The 16765-nt window shown below is 57.7% G+C and carries 12 protein-coding genes; 6 read left to right on the top strand and 6 right to left on the bottom strand.

What is annotated here, in order from left to right:
• The first annotated feature begins 153 nt into the window (after positions 1–153).
• The 3 genes from OHL23_RS27775 (at position 154) to OHL23_RS27765 (ending at position 3681) form a co-directional block, all read left to right on the top strand.
• The gene (locus OHL23_RS27775; protein ID WP_263355349.1) at positions 154–2196 is read left to right on the top strand and encodes a WD40/YVTN/BNR-like repeat-containing protein; all 2043 of its coding nucleotides are present in this window, start codon (positions 154–156) and stop codon (positions 2194–2196) included.
• 77 nt (positions 2197–2273) lie between these two features.
• The gene (mqnE, locus tag OHL23_RS27770) at positions 2274–3434 is read left to right on the top strand and encodes an aminofutalosine synthase MqnE (protein ID WP_263355348.1); all 1161 of its coding nucleotides are present in this window, start codon (positions 2274–2276) and stop codon (positions 3432–3434) included.
• Between the two features lie 28 nt (positions 3435–3462).
• Complete coding sequence (locus tag OHL23_RS27765) at positions 3463–3681, top strand: hypothetical protein (RefSeq protein WP_263355347.1); 219 nt, start codon at positions 3463–3465, stop codon at positions 3679–3681.
• Positions 3682–3725: 44 nt separating this feature from the next.
• Here the strand turns inward: OHL23_RS27765 and OHL23_RS27760 are convergent, their stop codons facing one another.
• The 3 genes from OHL23_RS27760 to OHL23_RS27750 form a co-directional block, all read right to left on the bottom strand.
• On the bottom strand, positions 3726–4904 hold the full coding sequence (locus OHL23_RS27760) for an acyl-CoA dehydrogenase family protein (protein WP_263355346.1): 1179 nt from the start codon (positions 4902–4904) through the stop codon (positions 3726–3728).
• Between the two features lie 100 nt (positions 4905–5004).
• A complete protein-coding gene (locus OHL23_RS27755) occupies positions 5005–5865 on the bottom strand; it encodes an ABC transporter ATP-binding protein (protein ID WP_263355345.1) in 861 nt (286 codons plus the stop codon).
• Positions 5866–5868: 3 nt separating this feature from the next.
• Complete coding sequence (locus tag OHL23_RS27750) at positions 5869–6657, bottom strand: MlaE family ABC transporter permease (RefSeq protein ID WP_263355344.1); 789 nt, start codon at positions 6655–6657, stop codon at positions 5869–5871.
• A gap of 224 nt (positions 6658–6881) precedes the next feature.
• Here OHL23_RS27750 and OHL23_RS27745 point away from each other — a divergent pair, with 224 nt between their 5' ends.
• A complete protein-coding gene (locus OHL23_RS27745; RefSeq protein WP_263355343.1) occupies positions 6882–7616 on the top strand; it encodes a YqaA family protein in 735 nt (244 codons plus the stop codon).
• 19 nt (positions 7617–7635) lie between these two features.
• Here the strand turns inward: OHL23_RS27745 and OHL23_RS27740 are convergent, their stop codons facing one another.
• Both OHL23_RS27740 and OHL23_RS27735 read right to left on the bottom strand, forming a co-directional pair.
• Positions 7636–8961, bottom strand: a complete 1326-nt coding sequence (locus OHL23_RS27740) for an MFS transporter (protein ID WP_263355342.1) — start codon at positions 8959–8961, stop codon at positions 7636–7638.
• A 660-nt stretch (positions 8962–9621) separates the two neighbouring features.
• A complete protein-coding gene (locus OHL23_RS27735; protein WP_263355341.1) occupies positions 9622–10872 on the bottom strand; it encodes a lactonase family protein in 1251 nt (416 codons plus the stop codon).
• Positions 10873–11194: 322 nt separating this feature from the next.
• On the opposite strand from OHL23_RS27735, the gene OHL23_RS27730 reads away from it, so the two are divergent.
• Both OHL23_RS27730 and OHL23_RS27725 read left to right on the top strand, forming a co-directional pair.
• Complete coding sequence (locus OHL23_RS27730) at positions 11195–11395, top strand: hypothetical protein (protein ID WP_263355340.1); 201 nt, start codon at positions 11195–11197, stop codon at positions 11393–11395.
• Positions 11396–11637: 242 nt separating this feature from the next.
• Positions 11638–13752 (top strand): putative bifunctional diguanylate cyclase/phosphodiesterase, encoded by a 2115-nt coding sequence (locus OHL23_RS27725; RefSeq protein ID WP_263355339.1) that lies wholly within the window; start codon positions 11638–11640, stop codon positions 13750–13752.
• Between the two features lie 85 nt (positions 13753–13837).
• Here the strand turns inward: OHL23_RS27725 and OHL23_RS27720 are convergent, their stop codons facing one another.
• Positions 13838–16732, bottom strand: coding sequence for a peroxidase family protein (locus OHL23_RS27720; RefSeq protein ID WP_263355338.1), 2895 nt, complete (start codon positions 16730–16732; stop codon positions 13838–13840).
• Positions 16733–16765 lie beyond the last annotated feature (33 nt).

The following is a 16765-nucleotide window of genomic DNA, read 5'->3' as shown; positions in this document are numbered from 1 at the left end:
CTCTGTCCCGGTTTTCATCGAGTCTCAAGTGAATCAAGTTCTCGTTGAAAATACCGGGGCTGACCGTTTCATCCGGTCAGCCCTTTTCTTTTTTGCACCTGATGCTTTCAGTATTAGCTGCCCTGTCCCGTTGTTGGAGATTCGTTGCTCGGAATGAAGTTCCCATCCTATGCTTTCTTGCTCTTGTCCACGCTTCTACTGTCCCTGTTTTCGGGATTGACTCTGGTCGTTGGGCCTGCGCGCGCTGAATCTCACACGCAGCCTGTTTTGTGGCGGTCCATTGGCCCGTATGGCGGGGATGCTCGTGCTTTCGCCGCTGTTCCCGGTGAGCCGGGGCATCTCTATCTTGGAGACACCGACAACTGGATCTTTGAGACGCGAGACGGCGGGACCACCTGGGAGCGGCTGAGCAGAGTGGGCGATGTAAACGATCCAGGCGATCTCGTGGTCGACAGCATTGTTGTGGACGCGGCAGACCATGCCACTCTTTTTGCAGGCGTTTGGCGGCTAGGACAGGCGGATGGAGGTCTGTTCGTGAGTCACGACAGCGGCAAGAGCTGGCTGGATGTTCCAGCGCTGAAAGGGCAATCAGTGTTGTCTTTGGCGCAGGCGCCGTCAAATCCTGATGTGCTGGTAGCAGGTTCTCTCAAGGGGGTATATCGGAGCCGCGATCACGGAGCGACATGGGATCTGATCAGTCCACCGGCGGAGAATCCCCTGTCACGGGAGATTCACGAAGTCGAATCGCTGGCGATCGATCCGCGGAAGCCCGAAGTCATTTATGCCGGAACCTGGCACCTGCCCTGGAAGACGAGCGACGATGGGGCTCACTGGCGCAACATCAAGCAGGGCGTCATTGATGATTCCGATGTCTTTTCAATCATTCTCGACCCGGAACGGCCAAGTGTTGTGTATGCCAGCGCTTGTTCCGGCATCTACAAGAGCGAAAATGGCGGCGAACTCTTCCACAAGATTCAGGGCATTCCCTCGACAGCGCGCCGTACCCGCGTATTGATGCAGGATACGCATCATCGCGAGGTGGTTTATGCCGGCACGACAGAGGGTTTATACCGCACCCGCGACGGTGGACACGAATGGCAGCGGCTGACGGGAGCCGATGTGATTGTCAACGACATCTATCTCGATCCGGCCCGGCCCGGTCATATTTTGCTTGCGACCGACCGAAGTGGAGTGCTGGCGAGCGACGATGGAGGCGTGACCTTTGCGCAGTCAAACCAGGGATTCTCGGCGCGCAAAGTGGAGGCTCTGGTGGCGGACAATCGTGACCAGCGGCGCATCCTCGCGGGCGTAGTGAATGACAAGAGCTACGGCGGGGTATTTTTGACTACCGACAGTGGTGCGAACTGGAGCCAGATTGCGACCGGCCTGGATGGGAGGGATGTTTTTACGCTGGCTCAGTCTCAGGACGGAACGGTGCTGGCTGGAACCAGTCATGGCATTTTTGCGCTCGAGAACGGGGACATCTCCGGCAAGGACTCGGATGGGCCACACTGGGTGATGCGCAGCAGCATCCTGAACTCCGGAACGAAGATCGTCACGGAGACGGTTGGCGGCAGGCGCGTCAATCGGATCGAGAACATTACGCTTCCGGCGCGAGAGATGAGTTCTCGCGTTGCGAACTTCGATCTCTCAGGCGAAGTATGGCTGGTGGCGACCTCGGAGGGTTTGTTTACCAGTAAGGACCGTGGCGCGACGTGGCAGGGCGGTCTGGTGATGGGATCGGCTGAGTACCATTCGGTCGCGGTCTGGGATGGCGAGATGCTTGCTGCGCGCAGAGCCGGTCTTGTTTTCTCCAAAGACCAGGGCAAGAACTGGGACCCGATGGGTATTCCCTCAAAAATCAAGGACATTCGCAAGATCGCCTTCTCAAAAGATGGCGAGCTTTGGATCGGCGCCGGAGACGGGATCTACTTTTCTCGCGACAAGGGCGCCAATTGGTTCTGGCTGGAGAAGATTCCAATTCGGGATGTTGGCGATCTTGCCCAGGACGCGAAAACGGGCCGGATGCTGGCTACTTCGCGCAGCAACCAGATGCTTTTTTCGATTGATCCAAAGACGCTGCAATATACGGCAACCCAGACGGGATTTAGGCTCTTTCTGGCGCGGTCGGCAGACGGAATGCGTTTTGCCGCGTCGCTGCAGGATGGGGTGATCGCCGAGCCTGTGCATCCATAACTGCGAATTGGACTACGTTTTGTTCATGGGAGCGGAAATCGCTGAACCGTTTATGGCGATTCCAGTATCATTTTGTTATGCAGGCAGAAACAGCAGCTCCGAGTCGTTCCTTACTGACGCATTCTTTTCGAACCTACGATCCTCGCATTGAGCCGATTGCGGAGAAGGTCTTTGCCGGCGAACGTCTGAGCTTCGACGACGGCTTGGCTCTTTACGGCACGAGCGATGTGCTGGCCGTGGGCTGGCTGGCGAACCATGTGCGCGAACGGATGCACGGCGATGTGACCTACTTCAATGTGAACAGGCACATCAACCCAACCAACGTTTGCGTGGCTGCGTGCCGTTTGTGCGCTTTTGGACGCAAGAAGGGCGATCCGGCTGGGTACACGATGGCGCTGGAGGAGGCATGGGAGACGGCTGCTTCGGGCTATACGGAAGCGGTGACAGAGTTCCACATCGTGGGCGGGCTGCATCCGGATCTGCCGTTTGAGTATTTCCTCGACTTGGTGAAGGGATTGAAAGAGCGGTTTCCCAAGGTGCACATCAAAGCCTTCACGATGGTTGAGGTTGCGTTCCTGGCGCGCCGGGCGAAGCTGAGCATTGAGGATACGCTGATCAAGATGCGCGAAGCTGGTGTTGACTCGATGCCGGGCGGCGGCGCGGAGATTTTTGCTTCGCGGGTGCGGAGCATCATCTGCGATCACAAGATTGACGGCAGCGAGTGGCTGAACACGGCGCGGCTGGCGCACAAGCTTGGCTTCCGGTCGAATGCGACGATGCTTTACGGCCACATCGAAAACGATGAGGATCGCGTCGATCATATGCTGAAACTGCGCGAGGTGCAGGACGAGACCGGCGGCTTTCAGACCTTTATTCCGCTGGCCTTCCATCCCGAAAACACGGCGCTCGATCATCTGCCAGTCACTACGGGATTGACGGATATTCGCCAGGTTGCAGTGGGCAGGCTACTGTTGGATAACTTCGCACATATCAAGGCTTATTGGCAGATGCTGACGCCGAAGATCGCGCAAATCGCGCTGCGCTTTGGCGCGGACGATCTGGACGGCACGGTGATCGAGGAGAAGATTTACCACGACGCAGGGGCCACCACGCCGCAGGGAATGACGCGCAAGGAGCTTTGCCGGCTGATCACCGCCGCTGGGCGCGTGCCTGTGGAGCGCGATACGCTGTACCACTCGGTAACGCGCACGGAAGACAGCTTTGTCGTTGCGGTTTAGTTAGAACGAGCCAGGGAGGGCCAATGCGATGGAAGTCTTCGGCATGGCTGCCCTGTTTGGGCTGATCCTTGGCCTCATGTTCGGCGTCGGATGTGCCTTTGCGGTGCTCTATACGATTTATATGGGTGGATATCGAAAGGCGATCCGCGATTCTCTGTCGAACACTACATCCGAGAAATATGTGACGGAGCTTCGCAAGGCCGACGAGAAGCTGGCAAAGGATCTGGCTGTGACGGGCAAGTTCTGAGCATTGAGCTCCGAATACTCAGAACTTGGCACGAAGACGCCGAATTAAAACGCTGGAATGCCCGTAATGTGCTGACCAATGATCAGCGCGTGAATGTCGTGAGTGCCTTCATAAGTCTTGACGGACTCAAGGTTCATCATGTGGCGCATGATTGGGTAATCTTCGGTTATTCCGTTTCCACCTAAGATATCGCGGGCCATGCGGGCGGTTTCAAGAGCCATCCAGACGTTATTGCGCTTGGCTAAGGAGATAACTTCGTGAGTTAGCGTTCCGGCATCTTTCATGCGGCCTGCGTGCAGCGATAGCAACTGGGCTTTTGAAATCTCCGATATCATCCAGACTAACTTCTCTTGAATTAATTGGTGACTGGCGATGGGTTCGTTGCGGAACTGTTTGCGCATTTTGGCGTATTGCAGGGCGGTGTCGTAACAGGACATGGCTGCGCCGATAGCTCCCCAGCTGATGCCGTAGCGGGCCTGGTTGAGGCACATCAGCGGACTCTTCAGGCCTCCAGTGCCGGGAAGCAGGTTGGCTGCGGGGATTCTTACTTCCTGGAGCGACAATCCTGCGGTGACGGAGGCGCGCAGGGACCATTTGCCGTGGACTTCGTCGGCGCGGAAGCCGGGGCGGTCGGTTTCTACGAGAAAGCCGCGGACTTTATCGTCTTCTTCGGTCACTTTGGCCCAGATGATGGCGACGTCGGCGATGGTGCCGGAGGTGATCCACATCTTTTCGCCGGTCAGGATGTATTCGTCGCCTACCTTCGTGGCGCGGGTGGTCATGCCCCCCGGGTTCGAACCGAAGCCGGGCTCGGTGAGGCCGAAGCAGCCGAGTTTGCGGCCAGCGGCGAGATCGGGAAGCCATTTCTGCTTCTGTTCTTCGCTGCCGAAAGTGTAGATGGGGTACATGACCAGCGCGGATTGCACGCTGACAAAGCTGCGAAAGCCGGAGTCGCCGCGCTCAAACTCCTGCATGACGAGGCCGTATTCGACGTTGGACATGCCGGCGCAGCCATAACCGTGCAGGTTCGCTCCGAAGAAGCCCATTTCGCCCATCGTCGGGACGAGTTCGCGCGGGAAACGGCCTTCGCGGAAGCAGTCTTCGATGATCGGGATGAGGTTATCTTCAATGAAAGCGCGGGCGGTGTCGCGCACCATGCGCTCGTCTTCATTGAGCAGGGAATCGAACTTGAGGAAGTCTACGCCTTGGAACTTGAAGCCCATCTGTTGTGCCTTTCGATCATGCTATGGGGCGAGTGGCCCAAAACACTTGAGGGTAGCAGAGGACGGGCTGTGCGGGGAAGTCTGCGAGGTTTGTTGAAGCTCACGCCAGGAATTCTTTCAGGAACGGGTCCTCACTGGAGACCAGGGCATCGGTCGATCCGTCGAAGATGAGTTTGCCCTGATGCAGGACGAGGAAGCTGGTGTTGGGGTTGTTCTGATTCTGAGGTAGGGGGACCATCTGGTTGGCGGCGTTGTCGTAGCGGTGAGAGACCATGGTGAAGGCGTCCTGAAGGCGATGGGTGACCAGCAGGGATGGTGTGCGGTAGACGTCGCGTTCCTTGATGATGAGTTCGATGATCGTTGTGGAGGTAACCGGGTCGAGGCCGCCGGTGGGCGAGTCGTACAGGAGCAGATCGGGCTTGTCGATGATGGCCCGGGCGATAGCCACGCGGCGGCGCATTCCGCCTGAAAGGCTCGCAGGGAGCATCCCGTAGGTGTGTTCGAGCTCGACGAAACGCAAGGCTTCGTGGACGCGCTGGTCGATCTCGGCGACGGGTAGATGGCGCTCCATGAGCTGGTAGCCGACGTTGTCGCGTACTGTGAGCGAATCGAAAAGTGCGCCTTCCTGGAAGACCATGCCGGTGCTGGTGCGGAGTCTGAGCAGTTCTTCTTCAGGCATGGCGGTGATCTCTTCGCCGAAAAGGAAGATACGGCCGGAATCGGGGCGTAGCAGACCGTTGGCCAGCTTGAGCAGGACGCTTTTTCCAACTCCCGCAGGGCCGAGCAGGATGCGGGTTTCGCCGGAACCTACGCGAAAGCTTACGTTTTCGAGGACAGGCGGACCGTCGAAGCGCAGAGAGACGTTTTCAAAGAGAACGACAGGTTGCGCTTCTTTGACCGGGGCAGGTTCCGGCTGGACATGGTTTTGGACGTGGCTCGGGGCTGGGTTCGGCTCGGCCATGGATCAGATACCTGAGTACAGCCAGAGCAGGGCGCGGCTGAGGATGAAGTCGCAGAAGATGATGAGCACGGAGGAGACGACGACGGCCTGCGTGGTGGCGCGTCCCACGCCCTGCGTGCCGCCTGTGGTCTTCATGCCGAAGAAGCAGCCGACGGTGGAGATGATGAAGCCGAAGAAGAGCGGCTTGGTGAGACCCTGCGCGATATCGTCGTAGCCGAGGGCCTGGTAGGCGGAAGTGTAGTATTGCGTGCCGTTCTGGTGGCTGATGAAGACGGCCACGGCGGAGCCTCCAGCGGTGCCGACGGTGTCTGAGACGATCGTCAGCAGGAAGAGCATGACGACGGTTGAGAGCATGCGCGGGGTGACCAGCTTCTTCATGGGATCGGTGCCCAGGGCGCGCATGGCGTCAATCTGCTCGGTGACCACCATGGAGCCGAGTTCGCTGGCCATGCCGCTGGCGTTGCGGCCGGAGACCATGAGGCCGGTGAGCACGGGCGCAAGCTCGCGGATCATGGAGAGCGAAACGAAACGGCCGGTGTAGGCCTGCGCACCGAACTGCGCCAGCGAGGCCGCAGATTGCAACGCGAGAACACCTCCGGTAAAGAAGCCGGTGAGCACAACGATGGGCAGAGAGCCGACGCCGATCAGGTCGCACTGGGTCATGACATCGGGCCAGTAATGCGGTGAGCGAAAGAGATTGATTACGGCTTGCCAGCAAAAAAGCGTGTACTCCTGCAGAGCGAGGAGCATGCGCTTGGCGAGGACGTCGAGGTTGTCAAGCGCAAAGGGCATATGGAAGAAGTGTCTGCTTGCGAAATCTTCGTTTGTACTGAACTGGTTCCGGATGGGACGCGTGAAATCCCCTGCGGTCAGAATAGCGTATTTGAGCGCGATTGCTGACAACAGGTTGCAATTCGTCTTTTCGGGAAGGATACTCCGTATTTTTTCTAAGTTTCATTGGCCATGGTAGGCCTCGGGTCCTGGATTGCATCTAACAAGGGGCGACCGTCGGAGGAATGACGCAATTGGGCAATGAGGCGATGATCCTGTGGCTGCAATCGGCAACGAAAGCTGTGACTGGGGCCGCGCGGCGCACGCCATCGCATCGATCTCCATTGTTGCGCTGGCTGGTGAGTCTGGGAGGGTTGGGATTATTTGGCGTCGCGATTATTGATTCTTCGGTGATTCCGCTGCCGTTGCCTGGGAGCACGGATCTGCTCTTGCTGCTTTTGACGGCTCACCGGAGGACAACGGTCATTCTGGCGATCTGGCTTGCGTTTTGCGCCTTTGCCGGTTCGATGATCGGCGGATACCTGACCTGGGGCGTGGGCCGCAAGGGCGGGAAAGTGGCATTAGTGCGATACGTTCCGAAGCGGTTTCTGGGAAGGATTACGGGGTGGGTCGAGAGTCACGGGGTATGGTCTGTAGGCCTTTCAGCGATTCTGCCGCCTCCGGTGCCGCTGACTCCGTTTCTGCTGGCGGCTGGCGCACTTGGTATGGAACGAGGGCCATTTCTGGCTTCCTACGGCGCGGCGCGGGCGATCCGGTATGGCTTGCTGGCGTGGCTGGGAGTCACTTACGGACGCCGTATTGTGACGCTCTGGCGACATGAACTGGATGGCTGGTCTTCCGCGATTCTGTGGGCTTATGTCGGGATTGTGGCGCTTGGGATCGGTTACGGGATCTGGAAGTTGAAATTCAGCGCACGGTCGCGCCGGCCGGCGGACGCGCCTGCTGAAGACGCGGCTTAGGGATGGCTGTCCGGACTGTTTATTTCGTAGCGGATTCCTGAAGCTGTGAAAGATTCATCGCGGGAATAATTCCCAACTGTTGGTAGATTGGCCGCATTACAACTTTAATACCGGACATTCGGGTGAAAAACCAGGCCCCGCCGAGGATGCAGCAGATACCGCTTATGATCACCGTCCTGGGCGCTCCGATGGCGTGGGCGAGGGTACCGGCGAGCAGGCTGCCGAAGGGGGCCATGCCGACGAATGCGACGGTGTAGTAGCTCATCACGCGGCCACGCTTGTCCTCGGGAACGATGGTCTGGATGATGGTGTTGCTGGCGGTGAGTCCCTGCATCATGCCGAAGCCGACGACGAGCAGAAGCATCATCGAGAGCCAGAGAACGTGCGAGAGGCCGAAGAGTACGAGTCCGGCTCCGAAGATGACAGCTGCGATCGGGATCATCTTCAGGAGGCCGCGCACGGATTTTCTCAACACCAGTGAGACGGCGGAGGTCAGAGAACCGACGCCGAGCGCCGCCATGAGGAATCCGAGGGTGTGTGGGCCGCCTTTGAGGACCTGGACGGCGAAGATGGGCATGAGCACCGTGAACGGCCAGCCCATCAGGCTGTTCAGTGCGAAGAGCAGCAGGATGGTGCGGATGGGAACGAAACCACGGACGAAGTCCCAGCCTTCTTTGAGTTGCGTGACCATGGAGTTGCCTGCGCGCTTGGCCCGGGCTGCCAGAGCCGTAGGGTTGAGCGCAGGAAGGCGCATCATCAGCAGCGATGCGATGACAGCGATGTAGCTCACGCCATCGACGAGGAAGCACCAGCCTTCGCTGCTGGCTGCGATGACGATTCCGGCGATGGATGGACCTACGAGCCTTGCCAGATTGACCATGGACGAGTTGATGGCGATGGCGTTCGACAGGTCGTCACGCTGCTCCACCATTTCGAGCATGAAGGTCTGGCGGCCAGGCATGTCGAAGGCGTTGATGCATCCCTGCATGGCGCTCAGAATGAGGACTTCGGCGATGGTGACGCGATGGGTAAGCGTCAGGAATGCCAGGGCCAGCGACTGAATCATGGCCAACGCCTGCGTCCAGACGAGGACGGTATGACGATTCCAGCGGTCTACGAGGACGCCGGCGAAGGGCGCGAGCAGAAAGGTCGGAATCTGGCCGGCGAAGCTTACGGTGCCAAGAAGGACCGCGGATTTTGTGAGACGGTAAACGAGCCACATTGTGGCGACGCGGGTCATCCACGTTCCGATGAGGGAGATGCTTTGTCCGGCGAAAAAAAGGCGGAAGTTTCTGTGGCGCAGCGCCCGGTAGGCGTGCGCGAGTCCGGTAGAGATATTGGTCACCTCTCTATGATGCCGCACGGCGAGACGCGTTGCTGGAGTTGATGCGGTTTTGCGGGCGCCACTTTCAGAATTGGGCTGCGCGCCGGCATTCGGGAATGGCGAAGAAAGGGAGAACTTAATTGAGTAGGGGGTAGGGGGTACTTGTTTTTGGTTTGTATTGCTCACATTTCAGATGGGTTATGGTGATTTTGAGGTGCGCTAAAAGCGCGATTTAGGGCACTTTTTGGGTACTTTTTTTTTGCGGTTTTTTTGCTCTGAGTGGTCTGGGGCCTGCCGGGACAGATGCTCATTTCGATTATGCGCTTGCGGAGGGTAATTCCCGGCAATGTGAGAGCAGATGTCTCCGGTTTTCAATTTGCGTTGCTAATTACAGATAGAAAGGCGGCTAGCCAGAAACGGGGCTGGCTTTTGTGGTTTGCCACCCTTGCGTCAAGGACGGGGCACCCAGTTTGGCGGTTGGGGTAGGAAGACGGATAGGTGGAGCACCGGCCATATCCCCTTAACAAAACGCTCGAATGAGGTTCTCATGGCAGCCTCGCTGATGATCCCCTATCGAAGCTCCGATCTGCCAGCCTGAGTAAATGGCCTCGTAGAGCCCCAAGAGAGGCTCATGCGAAAAGACGAGGCTTGCCGAACTGCCGACACAAGCCCCGCGTCTGCTTAGTTTGCCGGCACCACGGCTACACCTTGCGGCCGTGTATCATTCGGTTCATTGAATACGATCGGCGATTCCGTTTCCTGCACCGTTCCATCTTCCTCGATGGAAAGAACGTGCAGGAGATTTCCCTGGCCCTCCGGAATGCTCGTAGCTCCGCGCGACGAAAGAGCATAGAGATTTTGTTCGTCTGTCGACAGCGAAAACTGTAATACGTTTCCCTGGCCGGACAACACGAGGTTCTGGATCTCACGAGGATACGCGGGATCAGAAATGTCATAAACGGAGACAGAGTTTGTGCCCGTATCTGTCGAATAGAGCCTGGTCCCTGCGCGATTCGTTCTCAACCAGCAGATAGCCTGGCCGCTGTTCGGAACTGCGCGTAGAAACTTCAGGCTGCCATCGGAGCCATACTCATAGACGCCGAGTTTGTTTTCAGTAACAAATCCAACATACAGCAGATGGTTGCGGGGGTGGCTGGTCAGACCGAGTGGCAGTCTGGGAGTGGTGGTATCAGAAAACTCCGACGCTGGAAGAGCAAGGGGCGAGAGCTGGTGTAACCCACTACCCCAGTCGAATTGAAAGCGCTGGATGAGACCTCCCAAAAAGTCATCGCCGAAAAGGAGGTTAGTGCCAGGCACTGTGTATGCCTGACTCGGCGAAGCTCCAACTGCGACCGACACGGTCAAATCGAAGTGATGCGCTGAGTCGTTGGCAGTATCCGAGATGGTGATGAGCTGGCCGTTATTGCTCACCCGGAACATCGTGTAGTTGGGGAGAATTGCAGACGGACGTCCAAAGTCGCCACTCTTATTCACCACGAAAAGTGTATTTCCGCTGAACCCGATGCTGACCGGGTCGTTGCCACCGGAAGGGAAAGGAGATCCTTCTACAGGCGTTAGAGCTCCATTGGAGCCGATATGGAAGACCGCAATCGTATCCGATCCGGAGTTCACCGCGAAGAGCAGAGTATTGTCCTGGTTCGTGACGATATTCTGGTCAGAATCTTGAGGTCCGAGACCGACGCCTGTATATTGAGTCCCCGCTCCACCTGTCAGAAAGGGAGAACCGGGAATCGGTGTAAGCTGACCATTTGCGCCTCGGACAAAGCCTTCGATGGAGTTTCCGTTGGGGGTCTTGATGTTGGATTCAACATAAACGTACTCAGGTGTCTGAGCATGGTAGGCCGCGTGGGCTGACTGCAGTCCGGATATGCCAACTCCGGCGATCGTCAGAAGAGCCAGGGATGTCTTCATGTTTAGCCTCAGTAATAAATCGATCGAATTCCTGCCAACCTTGTGGCATCACCCATTAGAGGGTTAAGCATCGAGAAGGTTACAAGGGAAGACACCTGGCCTTTACTCATCGCGATGCAACGGCACGCGGATCATGCGGTAAGCCTATTCGTTAACGGTCCTTCCGCACCTTACCCGTCGGCGCGGGAATCACGCCCGAAAGGCCGGCAATTTACAGAGGGGCAAAAACGGGAGTACGTTGGGAAAAGTTACGCACGCGCTCTTTGTTTGCAACCGTGCAACTCGAATTCAGATTCTAAAAACTGAAATGGAGGAAAACTCGATGGAAACTGTTCAGAATGGACAATGCGGCCTTTGTACCCACTTCGGCGAGCATCACAAGACCGATGTTCTGGTGAGCATTATGACCAGCCATCAGGCTGATCTGAAGTTTCTGGAGGAGTGCGGCCATCCAAGACATGCCGATCTGCACCTGAAGGTGACACCAATCAGCGGTTGCGATGGGTTTGAACAGGTTCACTAGAACGGATCGAGCGTGATCGAGCGGCTGCGGAAGGGATTCCGCAGCCTTTTTTTTGAACTCGGCGTCAGAATTGTTGCCGGGTAACAGCAAGAACGCAACAGTAAGAACAGAGCTGACTTCTGTGGTATCCCGCCCTTGCCGCAAAGTGCGCGTCAAGGAGGGGGCACCCGGCAGGTTAGTAACTCATGGGATGTGCAGAAGTGTACATATTTCATTCAGGGTCGTGCGCTCTCCTGAAGGAGATGATGGTATCAACGAACAAGGAAGCACCGGCTACTGTGCTTCTAATTAGCGATAACCCGGCGATTGCGCAACTGGTGCGCGAGTCACTTACTGTGCAAAAGGGGATAGGCTTCCAAGTGGAGTGGGTGCGGCGGCTTACCGAAGGACTGGAGCGACTTGGTAAGAAAGGAGTTGGGGCTGTCTTGCTCGAGTTATCGCTGCCCGATAGTCAGGGGATGGAGGGTTTCTCGAAGCTATTCTTCGCTGCGTCCGACATTCCCATCCTCATACTCGCAGAGAAGGCCAACGAAGCGCTCGCAGTGGAAGCACTGGAGCATGGTGCGCAGGATTACCTTCTGGTCAGTCACCTTGACAATTACACTTTGCCCCGGGCGTTACGTAACTCCATTGAACGCAAGGCTATCGAAGACGCTCTGTTTCTGGAGAGAGAGCGGGCGGTGGTCACGCTGAACTCGATTGGCGACGCGGTGCTCTCGACGGACCTGTCCGGGTGTGTGACTTACCTGAATGTTGTCGCAGAGGCCATGACGGGGTGGAACCGCCAGGAAGCCATGGGAAGACCGCTTGCCGACATCCTGCATATCATTGACGGCGCTACGGGGAATATTGCTCGGGACCCAACGGCGATAGCGCTTCAGCAAGACCGGACCTGGGGGTTGACGGAGAACTGCGTGCTGGTGCGGCGGGATGGGACCGAACTCGCAATCGAGGACTCGACGGCGCCGATACACGACCGGTCGGGCCGCATCCTGGGGGCTGTGTTGGTGTTTCGAGATGTAAGCGAATCTCGCGACGTGTCGCGACAAATTGCATACCGGGCGCAGCACGATGTGCTGACCGAGCTTCCCAACCGGATGATGATCAGCGACCGCATCACTCAGGCTATCGCTTTGGCTCGGCGAGAGAATCGGTCGCTGGCGGTGATGTTTCTGGATCTGGATCACTTCAAATACATCAACGACTCTCTTGGTCACGCAATTGGAGACGGGCTTCTGCAGTCGGTCGCGAAGCGATTGGTGGCTTCGGTACGTCATTCCGACACGGTCAGTCGCCAGGGCGGGGACGAGTTTGTGATTCTGCTTTCGGAGATTGCGCATTTGGAAGACGCGGCCAAGAGTGCGGAGAAACTGCTGTTATGCCTGAACTCGGCTCATTCCGTCGGAGGTTATGAACTGCACAGCAGCGGCAGCATTGGCATCAGTGTATTTCCGGGTGACGGAGAAGATGCTGAATTGCTGGTCCAACACGCTGACCTGGCGATGTACCACGCGAAGGAAGAGGGGCGCAATAAATTCCAGTTCTTTAGACCAGAGATGAATCTGAAGGTGGTGGAGCGGCAGCGCATCGAGAGTGGTTTGCGCCAGGCTCTGCAGCGGAATGAGTTTCTGCTGGAATACCAGCCCAAGGTCAAGCTTGATAGCGGCGAGATCATTGCAGCGGAAGCGCTGGTGCGGTGGCAACATCCGGATCGAGGACTGATTTATCCCTCCGAATTCGTGCCGATTGCCGAGGAATGCGGCCTGATTGTTCCGATCGGGCGTTGGGTGCTTGGCGAGGCGTGCCGTCAGATGGGTGCGTGGCAGCAAGCAGGACTGCCGTCTCTGACAATTTCCGTCAATGTATCGGTGATCGAATTCCGGGATAAGGATTTCATTCGAGAGGTTCAGGCAATTCTTGCGAAAACCGGAGTGGTGGCAAACCATATTGAGTTTGAAGTTACGGAAAGAGTGCTGATGAAGAATGCCGGGACAGCGGCCGCCGTGCTTCAGGAACTGAAAGCCATGGGGATACGGCTTGCCTTGGACGATTTCGGCACGGGATATTCCAGCCTGAGCTATCTCCGCCTGTTTCCTTTTGATGTACTGAAGATCGACCGGTCTTTCGTACGGCAGATCGAGGATGTCACAGGAGACTCGCCTATCGTTGGCGCCATTATAGCGATTGGGAAAAGTCTCAACTTTCTTATTGTGGCAGAGGGTATCGAGACACAGGCGCAGAATCGATACCTTCAGGAGCATGAGTGCGCGATGGGGCAGGGGTACCTGTTCAGCCGCCCCGTGCCTGCCGAGCGATTTGCCGAATTGCTGCAATCGGCCACGCCATTGCGGAGTTGATCTGTCGGGTTGAGCGAGGATGGTAATTGAGATAAAAACAAATCCTTCGCTTTGCTCAGGATGACAGTTCAGTTAGGCCGATCAGCTATTGTTTGAAGGCTGGGTCGGATTCTGCGCCGGGTCTTGGTTTCCATGCCAATGAGTAATACTCGCCGCGGTCGCGGGCCCAGGGGTCGAAAGCGTTGACTACGGGGTCTAACTCAGCTTTTAACTCGGGGATGTTGCGGGTCAGGATGCGCTTCAAGGGCGAGACTGGCTGCGTGTGGCCGTTGGGTTCGCCTTTTTCGATTTGCGCGGGGCCGGGGCCGTTGTTGGTGACCCAGTCGACGCCTAGCTGCGTGTAGAACTCGGGGCGGAAGCTGGAGGTGAAGAAGCGGTCGCTGAAGAGGCGGCGCGAGGCGTTGAGGATGAAGACGACGAACTGGGTTTCGGAGATGGCGAAGCCGTGGGGGCGACGGAATTCGGCGAGGTAGCCGACTACGGTGTCGACGTCTTCGATGTTGTCGATGACGGAGCCGTTGGGATGGCCGAGGCAGTCGTTGATGGGGGTTCCGTCTTCGTTGAGCTGGGCGTCGGTGATGACCTTGGAGGCATCGCAGGTGTGGGTTCCGTAAAGTTGGCGTAGTTCATCGACGGCTTGTTGTTGCGGCTTACGCGTGGGGTCATCGGCGGGCAGCGCGCGGACGTCGGGGTCCATGAAGTCGTCGTAGCTGGTGAGCTGACGGAGGCCGTACTGACGGCGGAATTCGTTGAAGCGCGGGACGCCGTGTTCGCGGTCGCGAATGATGTCGAGTGCGGCGAGATCGATCTGTTTGGTGGGGGTGTCTAGGCGTGGTAGTGTGATGTTTTGCATGAACTGGGGATGGTTGTGCAGGACGAGCGCGCCGAGGCGCTGACGGCCAAGGCTGAGGCCCCAGTTGGCCATGCCGCCCAGGTGCATGGCGTCGGTGGCTTTGCCCTCGAAGGTGCTGATGACGGGAACTTTTTCGATGATCTGGTTGGGGTCTTTGCTCAGGTCGCGGTACTCGATGAGGTCGGGGATGAGCGGGTGCAGACGGTAGACGGAGGTGAATTCTTCGGGGAAGTTGAAAGGCGAGCCGAAGTGGTTGACTCCACCGTTGATGCTGTCGGCCTTGGTGATGTCGTAGTGCTGGGCCTTGCTGCCGAGGCCGAAAATTCCAGGGCCGGAGGCAAATACGGAGTACCACTGGGTTGCCTTGGCAACGTCTTTGGATTTGCCGAAGTCTTTGGTGACGATGTCGGAGAGGGCTTTGGAGACGTCGGGGTCGCCGGTGCCGAGCAGGCCGTTCCAGTTGCCGTTCATGCCTTTATAGAGCGGCTCGTTGTAGAGAAGCTGCGGGGTCCACTCGATGGTGTGGATCTTTGCGACTTCGGCGGCGACTACGAGGCGTGCGGCGGTGAATAATTCGTCGGGAGTTATGTCTTTGTAGCGGATAACTCGCTTGGGATTGGATGGATCGCGGAGGCCGCAGTCTTTGTTCGGAGCTAGTTTCGCCTGATTGCGGAATTCGGTTACGAAGGAGTTATGTTCGCGGACGAACAAGTTATGCAGGAAGCTAAGTCCGATGGTCCAGTTATCTGGGAAGGCCACGGATTCCTGGCCAGCCCATTGGGGTTGCTGTGGGTCGTCTGGGCCGAGGACGGGAAGATAGCCGGATGCTGAAAGATCGCCGCCGGGGAGCGGCACGAGCAGGAGCTTTGCGGGGTCGGCGGGATCGCGCTTGACGCGCTTGAGGGATTCGTCGTCGAAGCCGTAGATCTGGGAACTGTCCCACCAGGCAGTGTTGGTGTTGGTGAAGGTTTCGGCGGCGCGGGTCATGTAGGTTTTGTCGCCTACTTTGAAGGTGTTTGGCGCGGTGTCCTGATCGACGAGGGTTTTGTCGACCTGGTCGCCGGGACGGCAGCCTAACTGCTGGATATCTTCGGGGGTTAGCGGGACTTCGACGTTGTTGACGAGCTTGGTCTTGCAGCCGACGTCGAAGTATTGCGGGCCGTTGTGACCGTCTTCCATGTGCGAAAACCAGTCGTGGGTCATGAACTGGATCCAGTAGGCGGCGAGGACGTTGAAGAAGGTGGCCTTCTGATAGTCGCAGTTGGCGTTGGGAGAGTTATTGGGAAGGCCGAAGCCTGCGTTGCAGGTGTCCGGCGTGGACTGCTGGCGCGTCAAGAGGACGCGGCTGATAACCTGCGGGTCGGGTTCGAGCAGGCTGAGGCGGCCGCCATGGCGGTTGCGGGTGTATTCGTTAGCGCCGCGGTCGGGGAAGGCTGTTTCAAACTCGACGTTGTGAGCGAAGGGCGTTCCGTTGGAGCCCATGAGCGGGTTTTTGACGTCGTTGCAGATGCCGGTGAGGGTGCGGCCGCGTACGAGGTCGCCTTTACAAACCTGCGTTCCGTCGCCGCCGACGGCCGCGTAGTTGGGGTCGGTTTTGGGCAGGCGCATCTCGGGCCAGACTTTGAGCGCGGGGCCACCGGTGCCATTGCGGCCGGAGATGTATTCCTGGAAGGTGCCGGCGTTATCGAAGAGGTTGAATTTGATGAGTTCGATACGCTGGAATTCGAGATCGGTGAGGGCGCCGGTGACGCCTCGAAAGGCAGGGCCGTTTTTGAGGAGGATGTTGGGCAGAGAAGACATGTCTCCAGTGCCCCAATAGGTTTGCCAGTCGACCCAGGGGGTGAGGCGGAATTGGAGAGATTGCTGGCCACCGCGGCAAAGGGCGTTGGCTTCAGAGACTTTGCCCTCGAAGCGGACGTCACGCGTGTTGGCGATGGGCCGGATGCCGCCGAGGACAGCTTTGACGCAGGCCGCGAGAGAGTCGACTTCTTGCTGCTGCGGGTTAGGTTTGGCGGCAGGCGCGGTCTGGGTGGGTTTCTGGGTGGGTTGCGCATGGGCGAGAGATGGGAGCAGGGCAGCGAGGGCCAGCAAAAGGTACAGGGGAGCTTGCAGGGAGAGTTTTGTCATGGGCAGAAAGATTGACTTATCTGCCCACAAAGG

The sequence above is a fragment of the Acidicapsa acidisoli genome, assembly GCF_025685625.1.
Lineage (GTDB): Bacteria > Acidobacteriota > Terriglobia > Terriglobales > Acidobacteriaceae > Acidicapsa > Acidicapsa acidisoli.
Note: the sequence above shows the minus strand (reverse complement) of the source record. Positions and strands in the feature narration are given on the sequence as shown.

Coding starts and splice junctions, on each gene's coding strand:
- OHL23_RS27775 (WP_263355349.1), top strand. CDS start 154: ATGAAGTTCCCATCCTATGCTTTCTTGCTCTTGTCCACGCTTCTACTG.
- OHL23_RS27730 (WP_263355340.1), top strand. CDS start 11,195: ATGGAAACTGTTCAGAATGGACAATGCGGCCTTTGTACCCACTTCGGC.
- OHL23_RS27765 (WP_263355347.1), top strand. CDS start 3,463: ATGGAAGTCTTCGGCATGGCTGCCCTGTTTGGGCTGATCCTTGGCCTC.
- OHL23_RS27760 (WP_263355346.1), bottom strand. CDS start 4,904: ATGGGCTTCAAGTTCCAAGGCGTAGACTTCCTCAAGTTCGATTCCCTG.
- OHL23_RS27745 (WP_263355343.1), top strand. CDS start 6,882: ATGACGCAATTGGGCAATGAGGCGATGATCCTGTGGCTGCAATCGGCA.
- OHL23_RS27725 (WP_263355339.1), top strand. CDS start 11,638: ATGATGGTATCAACGAACAAGGAAGCACCGGCTACTGTGCTTCTAATT.
- OHL23_RS27720 (WP_263355338.1), bottom strand. CDS start 16,732: ATGACAAAACTCTCCCTGCAAGCTCCCCTGTACCTTTTGCTGGCCCTC.
- OHL23_RS27735 (WP_263355341.1), bottom strand. CDS start 10,872: ATGAAGACATCCCTGGCTCTTCTGACGATCGCCGGAGTTGGCATATCC.
- OHL23_RS27755 (WP_263355345.1), bottom strand. CDS start 5,865: ATGGCCGAGCCGAACCCAGCCCCGAGCCACGTCCAAAACCATGTCCAG.
- mqnE (WP_263355348.1), top strand. CDS start 2,274: ATGCAGGCAGAAACAGCAGCTCCGAGTCGTTCCTTACTGACGCATTCT.
- OHL23_RS27750 (WP_263355344.1), bottom strand. CDS start 6,657: ATGCCCTTTGCGCTTGACAACCTCGACGTCCTCGCCAAGCGCATGCTC.